Annotated in this window: 20 protein-coding genes, 1 tRNA gene and 1 pseudogene; 13 read left to right on the top strand and 9 right to left on the bottom strand. The window is 57.8% G+C overall.

The genetic code is table 11. The features are described 5' to 3' along the window. Positions 1-167 precede the first annotated feature (167 nt). Positions 168-1,211, top strand: a complete 1,044-nt coding sequence (locus G7047_RS05335) for a DMT family transporter (RefSeq protein ID WP_166301795.1) — start codon at positions 168-170, stop codon at positions 1,209-1,211. Between the two features lie 172 nt (positions 1,212-1,383). Here G7047_RS05335 and G7047_RS05330 read toward each other — a convergent pair whose 3' ends face one another. Both G7047_RS05330 and G7047_RS05325 read right to left on the bottom strand, forming a co-directional pair. Next, positions 1,384-1,959 (bottom strand): NADPH-dependent FMN reductase, encoded by a 576-nt coding sequence (locus G7047_RS05330; RefSeq protein ID WP_166301792.1) that lies wholly within the window; start codon positions 1,957-1,959, stop codon positions 1,384-1,386. A 154-nt stretch (positions 1,960-2,113) separates the two neighbouring features. Then, positions 2,114-3,286: a multidrug effflux MFS transporter gene (locus G7047_RS05325; RefSeq protein WP_166301789.1), complete on the bottom strand. Its 1,173-nt coding sequence runs from the start codon at positions 3,284-3,286 to the stop codon at positions 2,114-2,116. 144 nt (positions 3,287-3,430) lie between these two features. Here G7047_RS05325 and G7047_RS05320 point away from each other — a divergent pair, with 144 nt between their 5' ends. Continuing rightward, positions 3,431-4,303 (top strand): LysR family transcriptional regulator, encoded by an 873-nt coding sequence (locus tag G7047_RS05320; protein WP_166311892.1) that lies wholly within the window; start codon positions 3,431-3,433, stop codon positions 4,301-4,303. A gap of 15 nt (positions 4,304-4,318) precedes the next feature. Here G7047_RS05320 and G7047_RS05315 read toward each other — a convergent pair. Then, positions 4,319-5,856, bottom strand: a protein-coding gene (locus tag G7047_RS05315; protein ID WP_166301786.1) for an IS3 family transposase whose coding sequence is annotated in 2 segments (ribosomal slippage) — positions 4,319-4,863 and positions 4,863-5,856 — 1,539 coding nt in all. Because the reading frame shifts where the segments join, the coding sequence is not laid out codon by codon here. 439 nt (positions 5,857-6,295) lie between these two features. Here G7047_RS05315 and G7047_RS31455 point away from each other — a divergent pair. The 8 genes and pseudogenes from G7047_RS31455 to G7047_RS05275 all read left to right on the top strand — a co-directional run. Then, positions 6,296-6,435 (top strand): annotated as a pseudogene (locus G7047_RS31455) (IS3 family transposase); the annotation flags it as partial. A gap of 107 nt (positions 6,436-6,542) precedes the next feature. Beyond that, positions 6,543-7,160: a TetR/AcrR family transcriptional regulator gene (locus tag G7047_RS05305; RefSeq protein WP_166301783.1), complete on the top strand. Its 618-nt coding sequence runs from the start codon at positions 6,543-6,545 to the stop codon at positions 7,158-7,160. A gap of 97 nt (positions 7,161-7,257) precedes the next feature. Beyond that, the gene (locus G7047_RS05300; protein ID WP_166301780.1) at positions 7,258-8,259 is read left to right on the top strand and encodes an NADP-dependent oxidoreductase; all 1,002 of its coding nucleotides are present in this window, start codon (positions 7,258-7,260) and stop codon (positions 8,257-8,259) included. A gap of 85 nt (positions 8,260-8,344) precedes the next feature. Further along, positions 8,345-9,049, top strand: coding sequence for an SDR family oxidoreductase (locus G7047_RS05295; protein WP_166301777.1), 705 nt, complete (start codon positions 8,345-8,347; stop codon positions 9,047-9,049). A 152-nt stretch (positions 9,050-9,201) separates the two neighbouring features. Then, on the top strand, positions 9,202-9,990 hold the full coding sequence (locus tag G7047_RS05290) for an SDR family oxidoreductase (RefSeq protein WP_166301774.1): 789 nt from the start codon (positions 9,202-9,204) through the stop codon (positions 9,988-9,990). A 63-nt stretch (positions 9,991-10,053) separates the two neighbouring features. Next, positions 10,054-11,130 carry an alkene reductase gene (locus G7047_RS05285; protein WP_166301771.1) on the top strand — a complete coding sequence of 359 codons (1,077 nt, stop codon included), beginning with the start codon at positions 10,054-10,056 and terminating at the stop codon, positions 11,128-11,130. Positions 11,131-11,265: 135 nt separating this feature from the next. After that, positions 11,266-12,111: an alpha/beta fold hydrolase gene (locus tag G7047_RS05280; protein ID WP_166301768.1), complete on the top strand. Its 846-nt coding sequence runs from the start codon at positions 11,266-11,268 to the stop codon at positions 12,109-12,111. Between the two features lie 36 nt (positions 12,112-12,147). Next, complete coding sequence (locus G7047_RS05275) at positions 12,148-12,546, top strand: helicase (RefSeq protein ID WP_166301765.1); 399 nt, start codon at positions 12,148-12,150, stop codon at positions 12,544-12,546. Between the two features lie 291 nt (positions 12,547-12,837). Here the strand turns inward: G7047_RS05275 and G7047_RS05270 are convergent. The 6 genes from G7047_RS05270 to cysS all read right to left on the bottom strand — a co-directional run bounded on the left by G7047_RS05270 (position 12,838) and on the right by cysS (position 18,658). Next, a tRNA-Ser gene (locus tag G7047_RS05270) sits at positions 12,838-12,930 on the bottom strand. Between the two features lie 64 nt (positions 12,931-12,994). Then, positions 12,995-14,257: an aspartate kinase gene (locus tag G7047_RS05265; protein WP_166301762.1), complete on the bottom strand. Its 1,263-nt coding sequence runs from the start codon at positions 14,255-14,257 to the stop codon at positions 12,995-12,997. Between the two features lie 104 nt (positions 14,258-14,361). Beyond that, positions 14,362-15,300 (bottom strand): tRNA lysidine(34) synthetase TilS, encoded by a 939-nt coding sequence (gene tilS, locus G7047_RS05260; RefSeq protein ID WP_166301759.1) that lies wholly within the window; start codon positions 15,298-15,300, stop codon positions 14,362-14,364. A gap of 111 nt (positions 15,301-15,411) precedes the next feature. Next, positions 15,412-16,389, bottom strand: coding sequence for an acetyl-CoA carboxylase carboxyltransferase subunit alpha (locus G7047_RS05255; protein ID WP_166301756.1), 978 nt, complete (start codon positions 16,387-16,389; stop codon positions 15,412-15,414). A 125-nt stretch (positions 16,390-16,514) separates the two neighbouring features. Further along, positions 16,515-17,177, bottom strand: coding sequence for a DNA-3-methyladenine glycosylase (locus G7047_RS05250; RefSeq protein WP_166301753.1), 663 nt, complete (start codon positions 17,175-17,177; stop codon positions 16,515-16,517). A gap of 95 nt (positions 17,178-17,272) precedes the next feature. Beyond that, the gene (cysS, locus tag G7047_RS05245) at positions 17,273-18,658 is read right to left on the bottom strand and encodes a cysteine--tRNA ligase (RefSeq protein ID WP_166301750.1); all 1,386 of its coding nucleotides are present in this window, start codon (positions 18,656-18,658) and stop codon (positions 17,273-17,275) included. A 194-nt stretch (positions 18,659-18,852) separates the two neighbouring features. Here cysS and G7047_RS05240 point away from each other — a divergent pair, with 194 nt between their 5' ends. From G7047_RS05240 to G7047_RS05230, 3 genes are all read left to right on the top strand, one after another. Further along, entirely contained in the window at positions 18,853-19,407 is a 555-nt protein-coding gene (locus tag G7047_RS05240) for a tetratricopeptide repeat protein (RefSeq protein ID WP_166301747.1), read from the top strand. A 95-nt stretch (positions 19,408-19,502) separates the two neighbouring features. Further along, a complete protein-coding gene (locus G7047_RS05235) occupies positions 19,503-20,087 on the top strand; it encodes a peptidylprolyl isomerase (protein WP_166301744.1) in 585 nt (194 codons plus the stop codon). Positions 20,088-20,145: 58 nt separating this feature from the next. Continuing rightward, positions 20,146-20,652, top strand: coding sequence for a peptidylprolyl isomerase (locus tag G7047_RS05230; protein WP_166301741.1), 507 nt, complete (start codon positions 20,146-20,148; stop codon positions 20,650-20,652). Positions 20,653-20,828 lie beyond the last annotated feature (176 nt).

Genomic DNA, 20,828 nt, shown 5'->3' with positions numbered 1-20,828 from the left:
GTCCTTGGTGGCGGGGAGACTGCTCAAGTCCCCAACGACAAAATTCTAACCTTTAACAATGGACTTGCGAAGCCAATAAAATTCGCAAACCCGGCAGATGGTTTGACGGGTTAGTAAAAATACTGTTCAGATACCTTGATATACCCTTTCCTGGTTGGAAGGAAGCAATGAATACCCTGAAGAACTACGGTGTGTTGGCAGCATTAGGGGCCGCAGTGCTATTTGGCGCAGGAACGCCTGCCGTTAAATTGCTGCTTGAGCACGCAAGCCCATGGCTGCTGGCGGGCATTCTCTACCTTGGCTCGGGCATTGGACTGTTGATTTACAGGTTGGTGGCTCGCGCTCCTGCGGTGGAGCTCAAACGCAATGAACTCGGATGGCTGGCTGGAGCAATCATCTCAGGCGGTATGTTGGGCCCGCTGTTGCTCATGACGGGTTTGGCAGGAATGACTGCATCCGATGCCTCGTTGCTACTGAATGCCGAGGGTGTACTCACCGCTGTCTTGGCTTGGTTTGTCTTCAAAGAGAATTTTGACCAGCGTATCGCACTTGGTATGGCTGCCATCGTTGCAGGCGCACTCGTTCTAAGTTGGCCTAGCCAAGCTGGAACGGCAGCCCTTTGGCCATCACTCGCAGTGGTCGGTGCGTGCCTTTGCTGGGCCATCGACAATAACTTGACGCGCAAAGTCTCCATCGCTGACGCGTCCTTCATCGCTATGGTGAAGGGGCTTGCAGCGGGCGTAACCAACCTGCTTCTTGCTTTAGCCACAGGCATCCAAATGCCTTCATTCACCGTTATCTCTGCAGGCGCTGTTATTGGGTTCTTGAGCTACGGCAGCAGCCTTGTCCTTTTTGTCATAGCGCTGCGCAACCTCGGCACAGCTAGGACGGGGGCGTATTTCTCAGTAGCGCCATTTTTCGGAGCGTTGCTTGCCATCGTATTTCTGGGAGATCCCGCTTCACCACGTTTGCTAGTTGCTGGTGTTCTCATGGGTATCGGGGTTTGGTTGCATCTGACCGAAAAGCATGGGCATGAACATTCTCATGAGGCGCTTGAGCATAGTCACGAGCATGAACACGATGAGCACCATCGACATGTGCATGAAGACGGGTTAGTTCCAACAGGAAAGCATATGCACTGGCATCGCCATGAACCGATAACGCACAGCCACGAACACTTTCCAGACGTTCACCATCAGCACAAGCATTAAATTCAAAGCTGATGTACGGAACCGTTGAAGGAACTTCCGCTTTGGGTCGACATCACCCATTTGCGAGCCGAGATAGCGGACTGACATCATCCCCGGGGACAGCCTGTTAGCGAGGGGCTGCTGCTGACCTGAAAACAGTCATTGGGGAAGTGATTGTCTTGGCCCTCTGAATTCAATGGTTTTGCAGAGTCTCCTTAGTGGCGACAAGGCTCACTCCGCTGCTTTGATGGACTGCCGCTGCAAATTTGACTAGAAACGATCTGATTTGTGACTCGTTCTCGGGCCGGCATAGAAATTTCACAACCTCTTCCGGGGATTTCCCAATGAGAGGTAGACGTAAAAATATATGCTCAAGAAAATTATTGCTTAACGTTGAAAGAACTATTCTTAGCGAAGCCAACATATCGTCGCCTCGGTGTGATGCATGTACCAAAACAATGGGCTTACCAATAACTTCAAAGCGTGAAACCATCCAGTCGATTGCATTCTTGAGGCCACCGGGAATTGCACGGATGTACTCGGGGCTTGAGATGACGATGCCATCGTTAGCGGAGACTAATTCTAGAAATTCACGAACTATCAAGGGTGTATTCTCCCCTTCGGCATCAGGCGAAAACACTGGTAATGTATGCAGGTGACAGAAAACTGAGATATCAACACCCAGTGGAGCTAAGTTTTTCATGGTTTGCAACAACGCCGTATTCGTGGATGCTTCACGTGAGCTGCCTGAGATAGCCAAAATTTTCACGATGTCCTCTTTGTGCTCAAACGAATTCAATTTCGCTGCTGGTAGTCGGCTAGGACAGACCTGTGACGAAACGGATGCTGCGACTAACCCCACCCCACACGAATGAAGCCTTCACGACCGGACTTTGGGGTTCCAGCGGCTTAGATGACAGTGGTCAGACCACGCCCGTCCGGTTTCTAGGCGTTGGCAGACAGGTTAACAGCGCAATGAGGCTGAGCACGAAAATCGAACAGCTAAGCACACCAACGCCAGTGCCGAAGGCCGCGCTGACAGCCATTGCTACCAGTGCGGCGCTGCCGATCTGAAAGAACCCCACCAGCCCAGAGGCTGTCGCCGCGTAACCGTGCTCGCTGGCAATGGCCCCTGACACGGCTAGCGACAGCGACGAACCATTTGCGAGACTAACCAAACACATGGGCAGAACCACGGAGCCCGCGCTATGTAGCCCCAATGCCATCACGGCAAGAAATGCTACACCTCCAAGCACAAAGCACTTGATGCCGGCCGCAAGGATGCGGTCGTAGGGCCAGCGATCAAGCAAGCGCTTAGCCAGCAGGTTGGCACCGATGATGCCTGCCGTCAGCGGCAGGTACAGCCAGCCGCTTTGCTCCTCACTCAAGCCTATACGCGCAAACAGAAACGGCGACTGGGTCAAGTAGACAAACCAGGCGCAATAGATTGTGCAGACCACCAAGGTATAGCGGCGAAAAGTTCTGTCACGCAGAACATGATTGAAGCCAGCGAAGGGTGAGGTCCGGGTACGTGCAGCGATGGGGAGCGTTTCCGGTAGCATCACCACCACCATTAACAATGCCCCAACACCGAACGCAGCGACGAACAGGAAGTCGGATCGCCAGCCGAAAGCCGCAGCCAGGTGCCCACCTATGGCCGGCGCCAAGGCTGGCGACAGCGACACCAGCGGGTAGATCACCGCATAGACCTTGGCGGAAGTGCGCTTGTCGCATGTATCGGCGATCAGTGCACGACCAACGACCAGGCCCGCAGCTGCGCCGATTGCTTCCAGCATGCGCCAGGCCAAGAACTGGTTGTAGCTGACCGAGATTGCACAACCCACCGAGCCGACTATGTAGAGAGCGACCCCAGCCAGCAATACGGGCCTGCGGCCATTGCGATCTGACAGGGGCCCGTAGGCCAACTGGGCAATTGCCAGTGCCAACAGGTAGAACGAGATGGTTTGAGGCATTTGCCAGTCGGCCACGCCAAATTCCGCGGCCATGCTTGGCATAGCGGGAAGATAGACGTCTGACGCAATCAGGCCGAAGGCACTCAGCATGGCGACGGTCAGAATGAAGGATAAGCGAGGCATGACAGCTCCCGGCAGCCTGGCGGGCCGGCTGCGCATCAAAGATTCGAAAGGGTTGAGTCCATGCTACGCATTTGCCATCCATGTGAAAATGCACAGAAAAGCAGCTTATTACTGCATATTTGCAGTATGAGCAATGAGGCGATGATGAATTGGGACGACGTTCGGATATTTCTGGCAATTCAGCGCGCCGGCACCTTGCGCGGGGCGGCGCAGCAACTGGTCATCGACCAGACCACGGTGAGCCGGCGTCTGACCGGATTGGAGCGAGCTTTGGGCAGTCGGCTGTTCCTGCGCACCACGGGCGGCTTGGTACTGACCGACACAGGCCTGGAAGTGCTGCGCATGGCCGAGGACATGGAACGCATGGCTGTCTCCTTCGAGCGCCGCGGCGAAGGTGCCGATGCGCGCGTGGCCGGTGAGGTGCGTGTGACCACCACCGACGCCCTGGCGGTGGACTTCGTGGTTCCAGCGATTGAACAACTGCGCGCCAGCCATCCTGAGGTGCGGGTGATCCTGAGCACCACGACTCGGTTGCTCGATCTGGCGCGGAGGGAGGCCGACATTGCGGTACGTACCCTGCGGCCAGAGCAGCCGGACTTAATCGTTCGTCAACTCGGCTGCTGGGAAGTCGGGCTTTACGCCACAGAAGACTATCTGGCAAAACATGGTGAACCGCGCCCCGGGCAAGGCCTTGCGAATCACGATATTGCGCTTTACCAGCAAGGCGTCACCGGCCGGCAAGATGACACGCTGGCGGGTGAATCCAGGTCTCAGGCTCGCGTGGTTGCCGAACTGGATTCGAGTTTGATGCTCGCCACTTTCGTGCGGGCCGGCTTGGCCATAGGCGAGTTACCTGAGTACTTGGCTAGGCGCGATCCTTCGCTAGTACGGTTATGGCCCGAGCGCCGTCGGGCAATGCCTTACGAGGCGTGGCTGGTGCTGCACCAGGACTTGGCACGTACATCCAGAGTCCGTGTCGTCGTGGAAGCAATTACATCGGCTTGGGGGTGCGGATAAAAACTTGGACTGGTGTTATGCCGTAAGTCCGAGGCTCACCCGGTATTCGATGGGACTGAGTGAGCCAAGGGATATCTTGATCCGCTTTTCGTTGTACCAGCGAATGTAGTCGTCTACTACCTGAATGAACTGCGCAATGGTGACGCTCTTCCAGTCCCGAGGATAGAACAGTTCGTTCTTGAGGCGACCGAAGAAGCCTTCGCAAGCCGCATTGTCCGGAGAACAGGCCTTGCGGGACATCGAGCGGATGAGGTTGGCATCGCTCATTCTCGATAGCCAGCCTGGCCAGCGGTAGTGGCCGCCGCGGTCGGAGTGGAGCACGGGCCGGTCAGCGGTGTCCGTCACCGTCTCGATGGCTGCATCCAGCATGGTATTGACCAGTTCCGCGTCAGGGCTCGTGCCAATGGCCCAGCTCACCACCATCCCGTCAAAGCAATCAATGATCGGCGAGAGATAGACCTTGCCGGCGGGGATCTGGAACTCTGTGATGTCCGTGAGCCACTTCTCGTTCGGTGCCGCAGCCTGGAAGTCTCGGTTGATGATGTTGTCGGGCGCGGGCTGATCTCGCCAAGGTAGGACGCATACCGGCGCCGCTTGGGCTTGGCCACGACCAGGCTCTCTTGCTTCATCAAGCGCTGCACCACCTTCTCGGATATGGTGACATCTTGCCTGGTGAGCGAGGCCTGCAGCCTGCGGTAGCCGTAGCAGCGATGGTTCGACTCGAAGATCTCGGTGATGGACTGCCTTACTTCAAGGTACTTATCGCCCACCGCTGCACGGGCTCGATGGTAGAAGTACGAACTCCGCGCAAGACCCAACTGAGCAAGAAGCTCTGGCAAGCCATAGTGCTCCTTGAGGGCGTCAATCAGCAGTGTTTTCTCCCGGTTGGACAGGAGCTGCAGATCGACACCCAGGCCTTTTTTTAACAGTTCATTGGCCTTGTTCAAGAGGTCTTGCTCGAGCCGCAATTGCCTGACCTCGAGCCGCAAAGCCTCAAGCTGACGCTCGAGCTCGTCGCGCTCTCGTACCTGAGGAGATTGATTGGTGTGTTTCATTGATGCGGGTGCCTCCCGTCCCAGAAGCTGGTTCTTCCAGTTGTACAACGTGGGCCTGCTCACGCCAAGCTTCTGGGCAACCACCTGCGCACTTCCCTCACGAGTGCACAGCTCGAGGACCGCCTTCTTCTTCAGTTGCAGCGGCCATGGTGCACAGGCGGCCCTGCCGACAACACGCTGCCGGGACTCGGGGTCCAGCTCATCAATCCAGGCACGCAGCAAATCGCGGCACGGATAGCCCAACGCCTTGACCGTGGAGGCGATGCAGCGCCCGTGCGCGGCGTAGTGTTCGACAGCCTGCGCCTTCTGAATTTGAGAGTACTTCGGCTTCGAGCGCACGTAACCGGACGACAGGTCCAGGCGCCGCTCGTACTCCTCATGCCAGCTCTTCAAAGCGTTCTTCGTCGGGTAGCCCAGCTGGCGGATAGTCGTCCCGATGCGCTTGCCCAGCTTGATGTAGAGCTCAACGGCTCGAATGCGATCGTCGTATGAATACATGAACTGCCTCCTGGCAGTCCAAGTTTTCGTCCGCACCCCCCGCCCACGACCAGTTCATGCTTGCGGCCCAGAAGTTGGAAAGGCCCGGACGCGTAGGCGTCGTAGCTGTTCTGCCGGTCTTCGTAATCGTACTGGCCCATGTATTGGCCCCACTGACTGGGCGTTGCCCAGTAGATACGCTCGACCTGCGAGCCCAGCATGTCCAGCCTCGACCAGGTTCGGCTGGCAGCCAGTTGCAGCTTCCAGTCGTTGTCGAAACGGTGCTCCAAGCGGGTGAAGAGCGTGGAGTTGCGCTGATCCCAGAAGTTCCAGCTGTTGTCCAGGTAGGTGGATCGCCGAGGCGATTTGTGCAACTAAGCCAAAACCATGCAAAACCTGGTACACGCCTTCGATGACTTGCCCGGCGACGTCGCCCTTATGCGGCACACGTACATCGGCCAAACGTATCTACAAGACCCGGAATATGGCACGGGCCGATGTATTCGACTACATCGAAGTGCTCTACGACCGGTCACGCCGCCAAAGGCATCTGGCGGAGTCAATCCCGAGGCGTTTGAGCGCGCCCGGGCGTTAGGTTGAGATTTGTCTTCCTGACCAGGAGCAGCCCATTTCTACGCAAACCTGAGACCACGTGGCTTAGGTTGGCATGGAAGTAAACAATCTTGCAAATTGCTTGCTCATAATGTATGATGCTCATCATGCGAAAATCGTCAGTCAATTTGCGAGCAGTTGCTAAGGAAGCCTCCCACGAGCGCATAGTGAAAGCTGCCGGCAAGGCCATTCGCCGCAGTGGCTATGACGGCACGGGCGTAGCCGACATCATGAAAGAAGCCGGACTGACGCATGGCGCCTTTTATGCACACTTCGAGTCCCGTGAAGCTATGCTTGCTGAAGCGGCAGATCGAGCTGGCGCTGAAGCCAACGCCCTCGCCGCGAGTATTGTTGGAACGGTCCCGTCTGATCAAGCGCTGCAGGCGCTGATTCAGGTGTATCTATCCAAAGAGCATTTGGTGAACATTGAGACGGGCTGCCCCAATTCAGCTTTATGCTCTGAAATGCCGCGTCAATCTCCCGAAGTGCGCCTTGCCGCCACGCGTCGCATCAAGGAGATGGTCGATTTGATCGCTCGCCAGTTTCCGGACTCGGGGCAGCAGGCTGCCTACGAGCGCGCGTTGGTGACCATGGCTACTTTGGTTGGTACCTTGGTGCTGGCGCGTGCTGTCGATGACCCTGCCTTGTCAGATGCGTGGTGTAGCGCTTCGCTGAAAAGCTTGGTTTCTGGCAAAGCTCAGGCTGAAGACTAATTTTTTTACCATGAAATATGATGATCATCATGCGAAATTCGAAATTATCCACCTTGCCATTTCATCCTAACCCAACCTTTTAAGAGCGGTAAAAGCCATGCAAGCATTCATCGTCGAGCGTTATGGGAAAAAAAACGCATTGAAACAAACAGACATGCCAACTCCTGAGTTACGCGATGACGAGGTTTTGGTTGAGATTCATGCCGCCGGAGTCAACCTGATCGACTCCAAAATCCGTGGCGGGGAGTTTAAGTTCATCCTGCCTTACCGCACACCTTTTGTCCTGGGCCACGATTTGGCTGGTGTGGTCACCCGAGTTGGTCCCTGTGTTAGGCAGTTCAAAGTGGGCGACGAGGTTTACTCCAGGCCTGACGACTTGCGCATCGGAACCTTCGCGGAAATGGTCGCCGTCAAGGAAGACTCCCTCGCGCTCAAGCCTAAGAATCTCACCATGGAAGAAGCCGCCTCCATGCCCCTTGTGGCCTTGACCGCCTGGCAGGCGCTCGTCGAAAAGGCCAAGCTCAAGAAGGGGCAGAAGGTCTTTATCCAAGCCGGCTCGGGTGGTGTGGGCACTTTTGCCATTCAATTGGCCAGACACATGGGTGCAACTGTGGCCACCACAACCGGCACAAGCAATGTGGCTTGGGTGAAAGATCTGGGTGCTGATTTTGTCGTCGACTACAAGAAAGAGGATTTTGAAAAGGTCCTGAGCGGCTATGACGTCGTCCTGAATAGCCAAGATGGCAAGACACTCGCTAAGTCTTTGAATGTGCTCAGGACTGGCGGGAAACTCATCACTATTTCCGGCCCCGCCGATCCGGCGTTTGCCGAAGAGATCAAAGCTCCATGGTTTGTGAGGCAGGTGATTGGTCTTTTGAGCTTGGGGACCCGAAGAATTGCAAAACGTCATGGCGTGGAGTTCTCATTCCTTTTCATGCGAGCCAACGGGAGTCAACTCAAGCAAATCGCCTCACTCATCGAATCAGGTGCAATTCGTCCGGTTGTTGACAAGGTGTTTCCATTTGCCTTGACCAACGAGGCTTTGGCATACGTCGAAAGTGGTCGGGCTAAAGGCAAGGTCGTGATCAAGGTTCGTTGAAGCGGTGTCTTTGCCCAGTCATTGCCACGTCTTTTCATATGATGAATGTCATATGTAGTAATCACTTAACACAAGGAGTTTCCTCATGAATATCGAAAATTCAGTTGTTCTTGTCACCGGCGCCAACCGCGGAATCGGTTTGACCTTTACACAAGCGTTGCTCGCTCGCGGTGCGCGCAAGGTCTACGCAGCCGCACGCAATCCGGCGACCCTGACACAGGCAGGTGTCACAGCAATTCAACTCGACGTTACCAACCCCGATGACATCGCTGCTGCCGTCAAAAATGCACCGGACGTTACGCTAGTGATCAACAACGCGGGTATTGCCCAACCCGGCGGTTTTCTGGCGCACGACAGTGAAGCCGTGACACGTCGCATCTTTGAGACCAATGTTTTTGGCATGCTGAACATGAGCAAGGCATTTGCGCCGGTGCTCAAGGCCAATGGCGGCGGAGCCCTGCTCAACGTGCTGTCCGTCGCCTCGTGGGTCAACGATGGTGCTCTCGCCGCCTACTCAGCAAGCAAGTCGGCTGCATGGTCGCTAACCAACGCACTACGCCATGAAATGGCAAGCCAACAAACCCAGGTATTGAGCTTGCATATGGCCTATGTTGACACTGACCTTACGCGTGGCTTCGAGGTACCCAAGACCAGCCCTGAGGACATCGTGCAGCGTGCACTGGATGGCTTGGAAGCAGGAGCAGAAGAAGTGCTGGCAGACGCCTTGACCGAGCAAGTTCACCAGGCCCTGACGGCGTCGCGCCCGTTCTATCTGCCCCAGTCCCACTGAGCGAGCAAAGGAATCCGATCCTGGCCCGGTGGCTTCCGCAAAGCACCGCGATCATTTTTCCCGATGTGGGCCATGCGGCATCTTCCTGTGCCATACCGACTTTGTGCCAAGCGTTCCCCTCAACCAATCACCTCACTTCATCAGAGAAATATATGACCTCAAAAACAGCCCTTATCACTGGAGCCTCTTCTGGAATCGGCGCCGTCTACGCAGACCGACTGGCAGCACGTGGCTACAACCTTATCCTGGTCGCCAGACGCGCAGAACGCCTGGAAGCCCTTTGTGCGCAACTGGCAAACGCGCACGGCGTCAAAGCCGAACCCGTCGTAGCCGATTTGACTCTCGATCAGGATGTGGCGCGCATCGAGACACTGTTGGCCACCCGTGGGGACGTGCAAGTTCTGGTGAACAACGCCGGTATTGCACGTCTGGCCCCTGCTGCCCAGACATCTGCGAACGACGCGCAGGCCCAGATTGCCCTGAACATCACCGCTCTGACACGCCTGACCCAAGCGGCCGTACCGGCCTTTGTGGCAAAAAAGCAGGGCTTGATCATCAACATCGCGTCCGTCCTGGCCATCCACTCGATGGCCATCAGCGCCATCTACAGCGGCACCAAGGCCTTTGTATTGCAATACAGCCGAGGCCTGCAACAAGAGCTGGCCGACACCGGGGTGAGAGTCCAATTGGTGTTGCCCGCATCCACGGCCACCGAGCTCTGGGATTTGTCGGGCGTCCCGCTGGCAGCCCTCAACAAGAGCACCTTGATGACGACCGAACACATGGTCGATGCAGCGCTGGCGGGCCTAGACCAGGGCGAAACGATCACTTGGCCATCGGTCGCCGATGCCAGTCTGTGGGACAAGTACGACACAGCGCGTTCCGAACTATTCGCAAGCACACAAGCAGGGACGCCAGCGCCTCGCTACCAGAACGTTTGATTCCAGCGTACTCGAACTGAGCGTTACTGCGCTCACCATTTTTCATCTCATCAAGGACAACCTATGCTTTTTGAATCCTTCCAACTTCGTTCCACTCCGCTGAAAAACCGCGTCGTGATGTCGCCATTGACGCGCAGCCGTGCGGCCAGTGACAACACGCCTACTAACCTGATGGTCACCTACTACGCCCAGCGTGCGAGCGCCGGCCTCATCATCACGGAAGGAACCTCACCATCGCCCAACGGTTTGGGTTATGCCCGCATACCTGGTCTGTTCAATGATGCTCAGGTACAAGGCTGGAAGCTGGTGACCGAGGCGGTGCATGCCAAGGGCGGCAAGATCGTCGTGCAGCTGATGCATACCGGCCGGGTGTCCCACCAGGCCAATCTGCCAGCTGGTGCCGAGGTGTTTGGGCCATCGCCCGAAGCCTGCCCGGGCGAAATGTGGACTGACACCCTAGGTCTCCAGCCGCATACGCCGCCTCGTGCTATGACAGAAGAGGACATCCGCAAGGTGATTGCCGAGTACGCTTGCGCCGCGCGCCTTGCGATCCAAGCTGGCTTTGACGGCGTTGAGTTGCACGCGGCCAATGGCTACTTCCTGGAGCAGTTCCTGAATGCCAACATCAACCGCCGCACCGATGGCTACGGTGGCACGGCTGAAGGGCGCAACCGTTTGGTGCTCGAAGTTGCACACGCGGTTGTGACCGAGATTGGCGCTGAGCGCGTCGGAATCCGCTTGTCACCCCACGGTGTGGTCAATAGCGCTGGTGCATTCGAAGGTGTGGACGAGCAGTACTTGGCTTTGGTGAAGCAACTCTCCGCACTCGGCCTCATGTACGTTCACGTCCTTGACCACTCCGGCATGGGCACCCCGCCTGTGCCAGCAAAACTAAAGGCCGATCTGCGGGCTGCGTTCAACGGCCCCTTCATCCTCGCCGGTGGGTTCAACAAAGCCAGCGCAGAACAGGCGTTGAGCCAAGGCCTCGCGGACCTGATCGCCATGGGAAGGCCATTCATCGCCAACCCTGATCTGGTCGAGCGCATGCGCCAGGATGCTCCATTGAATGCCCCAAGCTCAGAAACTTTCTACACGCCCGGAGCCAAGGGTTACACGGACTATCCGACGCTCTCGGCTTGAGCATCAGGCATTCCTAATCAGACTCACAGACTTCGTTGCTCTGGGGCCGTTGCAGCTGAATAGCTGACAGCGCAAAAAAAGCAATCGTGCTCAGGGCAGCGAATTCAGTCCTCATCCACTAACCAAGGATTAACTATGAGCAACAGCCACCTCACCGCACCGACACGCTTCGTCGACGTCAACGGTGACAAGTTCGCCTATCGCCGCTGGGGTAACTCCGCGACTTCGCAGCCACCGTTGCTCTTCCTGCAGCACTTCCGTGGTGGTATGGATCATTGGGACCCGTTGATGACGGATGGGCTGGCTGAGGACCGCGAAGTCATCCTTTACAACGGACGTGGCATTGCATCCTCCAGCGGACAACCGCGTACCAGTATCGAAGACATGGCCGATGACGCAGCCAATTTTGTTCGTACACTGGGTTTTGCGCAGATTGACGTCTTGGGATTTTCTCTGGGTGGTTTCCAAGCGCTGGATCTGACTTGGCGTCACCCCGATCTGGTGCGTAAGCTGATGCTTCTTGGCACGGGGCCGCGCGGAGGGGATCCGACGATGGAGCCGAGGGTGCTGAGTACGGCACCACGACTGGTCCCGGTCTTCGAGGACTTCCTGTATCTATTTTTCGGCCGCTCGGCGCAGGCTGAGCAGGCTGCGCGCGAGTTCTGGGAGCGCCGCCATCAGCGAGTCGACCAGGACCCACCTTCCTCACAAGAGGTCTCAAAGGCACAGATTGAAGCCAACATGCTGTACCTGTCCAGGTTGTCGGAGGATGACCCATTCTCTTACCTGCGCGATATCCGGCAGCCGGTCTTCATCCTCAACGGCGTGAACGACGTGATGATCCCAACGGTCAATTCGTTCTATATGGTGCGAAACCTCCCTAACGCACAGTTGTTCATTTACCCAGATGCTGGACATGGCGCGCAATTCCAGTATCCACAGCGTTTCTTGCACCACGCCGTTCACTTTCTCGGTGAATAACGACTGACGAAGTCCCTCGACCTGAAACCAATGATCATGCTGAAGTTTAAATTTTTGCTCTGGATACTTAACCAACTGCTGCAACGACAAATCAAAAGCAATCCGGACTGTGCACGCTACGTCGCAGGCAAGGAACTTATTTTTCAGATCCGTACAGCTTCCGGGGTTGGGCGCTGCTACGCCATCCGTGATAGCGCGATCCGGTCCTCGTCCGGTTTGACTGCGAATCCGGAGTTCACATTGAGTTTCAATAACGCGGCTAAGGGCTTCGAGATTCTCTCTGCCAAAGATAGCCAAGCTGCTTTCTTGAGGGGACTGGGCAGTAAGGACTTGACGATCACCGGTGACTTCTTGGAGGTGATGTGGTTTCAAGGGCTGACTGCATTCCTGCAACCGCAGAAAGTCATTTCCCCCTATGACCGTACCGCGTTCTAAGTCTTCGATCGAAGCAGGCATGCCCCATCGAGGTCCTGAAACTATGCAACGACACCCTGCCTATGGCTTGCGTCCGACTGCTTTGCATAGCTGAGCAGTCATCCAACACGCACGCATGACAGTCGGCAATCGCTGCAATGCAGTCATCTGCCGACCTTTTTCAGAGTAACTGCGAGTCCTCATGCAAAAACAAAAGGCTGCAAACCTAAGTTTGCAGCCTTTGTTCTTTGTGGTACTTTAAGTGGTACAAAACTCAAAATCTTTTACAAGCCTTTGAATTTTAAGCCATCTTGGCGGAAACGGAGGGATTCGAACCCTCGATGAGGCTCTACACCCCATACTCCCTTAGCAGGGGAGCACCTTCGGCCACTCGGTCACGTTTCCAATACAGCTATTCTAACCTACTCCCATGAGGGTTTCGGGGAAACAGCTGTTTTTTTTGGGTCGATCAGGCCTGATCCAGCTCGAATGCCTTGTGCAGTGCGCGCACTGCGAGTTCGACGTACTTTTCGTCGATCACGACCGAGGTCTTGATTTCCGAGGTGGAGATCATCTTGATGTTGATGCCCTCTTCGCTCAACGACTTGAACATCTTGCTGGCGACGCCAACGTGGCTGCGCATGCCGATGCCGACGATGGAGACCTTGGCGATCTTGGTGTCGCCGACGACTTCTTGCGCGCCGAGCTTGGGCAACACTTTCTCCTTGAGCAGGTCGATGGTGCGCTGGTAATCGTTGCGGTTCACGGTGAAGCTGAAGTCGGTCTTGCCGTCCTTGCTCACGTTCTGGATGATCACGTCCACGTCGATGTTGGCTTCGGCCACTTCACCCAGGATCTGGTAGGCGATGCCGGGGGTGTCGGGCACGCCGAGCACGGAAATCTTGGCTTCGTCGCGGGTGAAAGCGATGCCGGAAACGACAGCTTTTTCCATTTTTTCGTCTTCCTCAAAAGTGATCAGCGTGCCGGATACGGCCTCTTCATTGACGTCGATGTCCACGGGCGTGAAGCTCGAGAGCACGCGCAGCGGCACCTTGTATTTGCCTGCAAATTCGACAGAACGGATCTGCAGCACCTTGCTGCCGAGGCTCGCCATTTCCAGCATTTCTTCAAAGCTCAGCGTCGTGAGGCGCTTGGCTTCGGGCACCACGCGTGGGTCGGTGGTGTACACGCCGTCCACGTCGGTGTAGATCAGGCATTCGGCTGCCTTCATCGCTGCGGCAATGGCAACGGCGGAGGTGTCCGAGCCGCCACGACCAAGGGTGGTGATGTTGCCGTCCGGGTCGATGCCCTGGAAGCCGGTGACGATCACGACCTTGCCTGCGTCCAGATCGGCGCGCACGCGTTTGTCGTCGATGGATTCGATGCGGGCCTTGGTGAAAGCGCTGTCGGTGCGCACCGGCACTTGCCAGCCAGCGTAGCTCACCGATTCCAGGCCTTCGGCCTGCATGGCGATGGCCAGCAACGCGGACGATGCTTGTTCGCCAGTGGCGGCCAGCATGTCGAGTTCTCGGTGATAGGCCGTGGAAACACGCGAGGGGGACAGCTCTTTGGCCAGACCCAGCAGGCGGTTGGTTTCACCACTCATGGCGCTGGGCACCACCACCATCTGGTGGCCTGCCCGCGCCCATTTGGCCACGCGCTTGGCGACGTTCTTGATGCGCTCTGCAGAGCCCATCGATGTGCCGCCGTATTTATGAACGATCAGTGCCATGGAATTTTCGAGGTGACGAAACTTTTTTCAATCACGGCGCAAATGGACTGAAGGCTGTTTTGGCGCGCCGACGTTTCGTACAAAAAAGTTGAATCCAAAACCTGTCAATTGTACCAATCGAGCAGGCCGTCTTTTCGTTCGATGAATCCACGCCCCACTTTGAGGTGAATCCGGTGCCCGCGCGTGGTGCAGGCAGCGACCTGATCGAGCAGCGCCGAGAGCTGCGCCGCGCTCGGCGTGGTGGCGTGCGACAACCGCAGCCAATGGCGCAGAACATTCGCCTGCCGTGCACGGCTCAATCCCTGCAAAGCCTTGATGGACGGGGGATTGCCGAGGTTCTGCAGATCCTGCACGGCCAGTTCCTGCAACAGTTCAGCCGCCTGCGCGGCATGCTCTGCGCTGCGCGCGAAGGTGTCGCGAAACTGCGGAAATACGCTCTCGAGCACGGGCAATACATGCTTGCGAATGCGGTTGCGGGTGTAGCGTTCATCCGCGTTTGTAGGGTCTTCCACCCAATCCGCGCCCTGCTCTTTCAGCCAGCGGCGGATGTCCGCGCCGCCGGTTTGGAGCAGCGGCCGGTGCCAATCCACCCCCGCCCGCCCCCATTGCATGGGCATGGCGGCGATGCCCGCGACGCCCGCGCCACGCGAGAGCGCGAGCACGATGGTCTCGATTTGGTCATCCGCATGCTGGGCGAGCGCGGCGCTGCGGATATCGGGCATCTCGCCAAGCATACCCTCCAGCGCGCCATATCGCGCCTGCCGCGCGGCATCTTCGGGGCTCTGCCCATTCGCATGCCTCGCATCGACATGCCGCACCGTGAGGGGCACGGAAAGCCTTGCGCACAGGATGCGGCAATGCGCCTCGAAACCATCGGCCGCCGCCTGCAAGCCGTGGTGGACGTGCAAGGCCTGCACCTGCCCCGGCCAACGTGCCGCACAGGCGATCAGCAAGGCGGTCGAATCCGCACCGCCACTCAGCGCCACAGCCAGAGGCAGCCGCGGTTTGAAAGACTGAAGGGCGGTTTCGAAGGTGATGCTCATGGTGCGCTGGTCAATTCAGTGCAAGGTTATCACCCGGCACCTCGGAAAACACCAACGGCCCCGAAGGGCCGCCGTGGATGGTGTCAGACAGATGCCAGATCAGGCGATCAATCAGGCGTTTTCCGCCTTGGTGTCGTTGAAGCGACCGTAGCTCTGCACGCGCTCGTAGCGACGGTCCAGCAGCTCTTTGGTCTTGAGGTCAGAGAGCTGGCGGTAGGCATCGCCCAGCGCGCGCTTGAGGAACGAGGCCATCTGCTTGTGATCGCGGTGCGCGCCCCCCACGGGCTCGTTCACGATCTTGTCGATCAGACCCAGAGCCTTCAGACGGTGGGCGGTGATGCCCATGGCGTCGGCCGCGTCCTGCGCCTTGTCGCTGGTCTTCCAGAGAATCGACGCGCAGCCTTCCGGGCTGATCACCGAGTAGACCGAGTACTGCAGCATGATGACCTGATCGGCCACGGCAATCGCCAGCGCGCCGCCGGAGCCGCCTTCACCGATCACGGTGGTGATGATGGGCACTTCCAACTGCGCCATCTCGAAGATGTTGCGGCCAATGGCCTCGGACTGACTGCGCTCTTCCGCGTCGATGCCGGGATAGGCGCCGGGTGTGTCCACGAAGGTGAACACCGGCAGCTTGAACTTCTCGGCGGTCTTCATCAGGCGCAGCGCCTTGCGATAGCCCTCGGGACGGCTCATGCCGAAGTTGCGCGCGGCGCGCTCCTTGGTGTCGCGGCCCTTCTGCTGACCAAGCACCATGCAGGGGTGGCCATTGAAGCGGGCCAGACCGCCGACGATGGACAGGTCATCCGCAAAATGGCGGTCACCGTGCAACTCGACGAAATCGGTGAAGATTTCGCGCACGTAGTCCATGGTGTAGGGACGCTCGGGATGGCGCGCGATCTTGGTGATCTGCCAAGGGGTCAGATCACTGTAAATGTCCTTGGTGAGCTGGTGGCTCTTCTTGCTGAGCTGGTCGATCTCTTCCGAGATGTCCACGGCGCTTTCGTTCTGAACATAGCGCAACTCGTCGATCTTGGACTCCAGCTCCGCGATGGGTTGCTCGAAGTCCAGAAATGTTTTTTTAGCCAACGTAATTCTCCTTGGGCGCTTGTCTGCCCCAGTTGCCCGATTTCTCGGAGCGCACGCGATTAAGACGCGTTTGCACGAAATTTGCAACTGTTTGCATCAATGATCGATGTTCGGGTTTTGGACGATCAGCACTGAACAGGCATCGGAGCAAGCGATCTCCAAATATACCAACTTGCAACGCTGCACCAAGGCTTCCACGCCTCGGCGACCTCGCGGGCGTCGCTGCGACTGACCGGCTCCCCCGAGAAATACTGGTTGCTGATACCTTGCAAGAGTGTAGGGTCATCGAGCGGCATCACATTCGGACGCCCCAGATGAAACAACAGAAACATGTCCGCCGTCCACCGGCTGATGCCACGGATCGCGACCAGTTCGTCGACGACGGCGTCGTCGCTCATCCCGTCCCAGTCGCCCACATGCAGACGGCCGCTGTCGAAGTGCAGCGCGAGATCGACCAGATATTCGACCTTGCGCGCGGAAAGCCCCGTGGCGCGCATATCGTCCACCTTCAGACGCAGCACATTGCCGGGGGTCATCTCGGTGGGCAGCAGCGCGAACTTTTCCCACACGCGCTGTGCGGAGGCCACCGCCACCTGCTGGCCGACTATGCTGCGCGCCAGCGTCGTAAACGCGTCACCACGCAGCGTGAGCGAGACATTGCCGAGCTCGGGAATCAGGCGCCGCATCACGCGGTCCTTCTTCATCAGATGCTTGCAGGCCTCCTGCCAGTAACTCGGCGGCTGCAGATTCGGCGCACTGTCGTCGCCTGTTTTCTTGATGGTCGCCATGGCTCAATACTCCCGCACCAGGTTCGGCTGCAGGAGCAATACCGGACATTCACAGGCAAGCAAAGCGCGCTCGCCACCATTACCAGACAGATCGATCACTGAGCGGCCTCCCAAGTGGTGCCGGTCGCCGAGTCCTTGAGGACGACGCCCTGCTCCAACAGCTCTTTGCGGATGCGATCAGCCTCGCCCCAATTCTTGGCCGCCTTGGCAGCCGCACGTGTTTCAATCTGCCCCTCAATGGCCGCAGCATCGAGACCAGACGCACCCGCACCGGCCTGCAGAAAGCGCTGTGGATCGTCCTGCAGCAGGCCGAGGAAACCACCCAGCGCCCGCAGCAACCCCGCCACCTCGGGCGAGTTGCTGCGATTGACCTCACCCGCCAGATCGAACAGCACGGCGACGGCTTCGGGCGTGCCGAAATCCTCATCCATGGCTGCACGGAAACGCGCGGCATAGGCATCGTTCCAGTCCACCTTGACATTGACGGCAGGCACCAGACTCAGCGCCGTATACAGGCGTTTGAGCGCGTTGCGAGCGTCGTCCAGATGCACATCGCTGTAGTTCAGCGGGCTACGGTAATGGGCGCGCACGACGAAGAAACGCACGGTTTCCGCGTCGTATTCCTTGAGCACATCACGGATCGTGAAGAAGTTGCCCAGCGACTTGGACATCTTCTCGTTGTCCACGTTGATGAAGCCGTTGTGCATCCACACCTTCGCCAGCTGCTTGCCGTGGGCACCCTCGCTTTGCGCAATCTCGTTTTCGTGGTGCGGGAACTGCAGATCGGCACCACCAGCGTGGATGTCGAAGGTCTCGCCCAGCAGCGCGCAGCTCATGGCCGAGCACTCGATGTGCCAGCCAGGGCGGCCGAGGCCGTACGCACCGTTCCACTTGGCATCGTCAGGCTCGGTCGGCTTGGCGCTCTTCCAGAGCACGAAGTCGAGCGGGTCTTCCTTGCCGCCCTGCACGGCCACGCGTTCGCCCGCATGCAGTTCGTCCAACGACTTGCCCGAAAGCTTGCCGTAGCCGGGGAACTTGCGCACGGCGTAGTTCACGTCACCGTTCTCGGTGCGGTAGGCAAGGCCCTTGTTTTCGAGTTGACTGATGATGTCCAGCATCTGAGGAACATAGTCGGTCGCGCGAGGCTCGTGCGTAGGACGTTCGATACCAAGCGCGTCGGCATCCTGATGCAGCGCATCGATCATGCGATCAGTCAAGCTGCGGATCGCTTCACCGTTCTCCAGAGCGCGACGGATGATCTTGTCATCGATGTCGGTGATGTTGCGCACATAGGTCACGCTCAGGCCGCTGGCACGCAGCCAGCGCTGCACGATGTCGAACGCCACCATGGAACGGGCATGGCCCAGGTGGCACAGGTCGTACACCGTCATGCCGCATACATACATACGTACGTGTCCGGGTTCCAACGGGGAAAACGCCTCCAGCGCACGCGACAGCGTGTTGTAGATTCGCAAGCTCATGGGATAAAAAAGTAAGTCTGGATGCAGCTTCACCTGCACCGACGGCAGGCTTCAGCGGGGTATGGCGCTCTGAAAACGCCCGCGATATAAGCAGTGACAACAGCACACAGGCATGGCACACCCCTCAGCTACAATTCGACGCAGTATAAGCCCGTGCCGTATTCTTGCGGGTCTCCTCAGTCTTTCCTGATCCCATGAACTCTGCACGCTCCACTGCCCTTTCCCTTCTGCGCCTGGCCATTGTGGCCTGCGCCATTGGCACTCTTGGTGCGTCCTGGGCGCATGCGGAAGACTATTCCAGCATCACCACATTGCTCAAGCAAAAGAAGCCTGAGCAGGCACTGACGGCTGTGGACAAGCGCATCGACGCCACGCCGCGCGATCCGCAACTGCTGTTCCTGCGCGGCGTCGCCCAGACCGACCTCGGCAAGACCAGCGAGGCCATCGAGACCTTCACCAACCTCACCCAGCTCTACCCCGAGCTGCCCGAGCCCTACAACAACCTTGCCGTGTTGCACGCCAAGCAGAACGAGCTCGAAAAAGCCCGCCGAGCGCTGGAAATGGCCGTGCGCGGCAACCCGAATTACGCCGTTGCCTACGAAAATCTGGGCGACATCTATGCCCGACTGGCCGCCGAGTCGTATGACAAGGCCCAGCGCCTCGATGGCCGCATGACCCCGTCTGTTTCGCCCAAGCTCAAGCTGCTGCGCCAGTTGTTCGATGGCGACGCTGCCACCAGCAAAAAATAAGCAAGCATGCCGGCAAGTGGGCAGCCAATGGCTGCTCTGGCCGCGCGCTCTTCGTTCGTTCACCACCGTCCTTTTCATCATCAAGGAGTGAATCCATGTTCTCCCGTCGCAACTCCCTGCTGAGCATTGCAGGCCTTGCCGCTGCCGCCCTGATCGGCACTGCCCCCGCCCTCGCTCAAGACGCAGCGCCCAAGGTCAAGCTCACCACATCGATGGGCGAGATCGTCGTGCAACTCGAACCCACCAAGGCGCCCAAGACCGTGGACAACTTCCTCGCGTACGTGAAGGACAAGCACTACGACGGCACGATTTTTCACCGCGTGATGGACGGTTTCATGATCCAGGGCGGCGGCTTCACTGCCGACATGCAGCAGAAGGCCACCAAGCCGCCGGTTCCGCTGGAAGCCAACAACGGCCTGAAGAACGACAAATACACCATTGCCATGGCGCGCACCGGCAATCCGAACTCGGCCACCTCGCAGTTCTTCATCAACGTAAAGAACAACGACAGCCTTAACGCCCCCAACCCCGATGGCTACGGCTACACGGTGTTCGGCAAGGTCGTGAGCGGCAACGATGTGGTCGACAAGATCAAGGCCGTTGCCACCGGCAACAAGGGTGGCCACCAGAATGTGCCCACAACCCCCGTGGTGATCGAATCCGCTGTGCTGGTGAAGTAAGCTCAACGTCTTTGCCTCACATCATCATTGCAACCCCTTTTCGAAAGAATTTGACATCATGAGCAACCCACAAGTTGAAATGACCATTGCAGGTCACGGCACCATCACCATCGAACTGGATGCCGAGAAGGCACCGAAGTCGACCGAGAACTTTCTGAACTATGTGAAGAATGGTTTCTACGACGGCACGATCTTCCACCGCGTGATCAAGAACTTCATGGTGCAGGGCGGCGGTTTTACGGCCGGCATGCAGCAAAAAACCACTGACAAGCCGATCGAAAACGAAGCCAACAACGGCCTGAAGAACGACAAGTACACACTGGCCATGGCCCGCACGAGCGACCCGCACTCCGCCACCGCTCAGTTCTTCATCAATGTGGTGGACAACGGCTTCCTGAACCATACCGCTCCTACCGCTCAGGGCTGGGGTTATGCCGTGTTCGGCAAGGTGGTCAAGGGCACCGAGATCGTGGACGCAGTCAAGGGTGTGCAGACTGGTCGCAAGGGTTTTCACGACGATGTGCCCAAGGATGACGTGATCATCGAAAAGGCTGTAGTTCTGTAATTCTGGTCTTTGCAACGAAGCCTCTTCGGCTTCGCTTGGCGCTTCTTGTCGAGGTGCCCAAATGGCCCTTCATGCGTTGTTGCGCTTTCTTGCCGTACGAGAGTACTGTCTGCGAAAGTGGCGCAAAGGGACCCTCAGCACAAATCAGATCGACGCATGCTTGCGCGGACTCGGGC

The sequence above is a fragment of the Diaphorobacter sp. HDW4A genome, from assembly GCF_011305995.1.
Lineage (GTDB): Bacteria > Pseudomonadota > Gammaproteobacteria > Burkholderiales > Burkholderiaceae_C > Diaphorobacter_A.
This window is presented reverse-complemented; position numbering and strand designations above follow the sequence as displayed.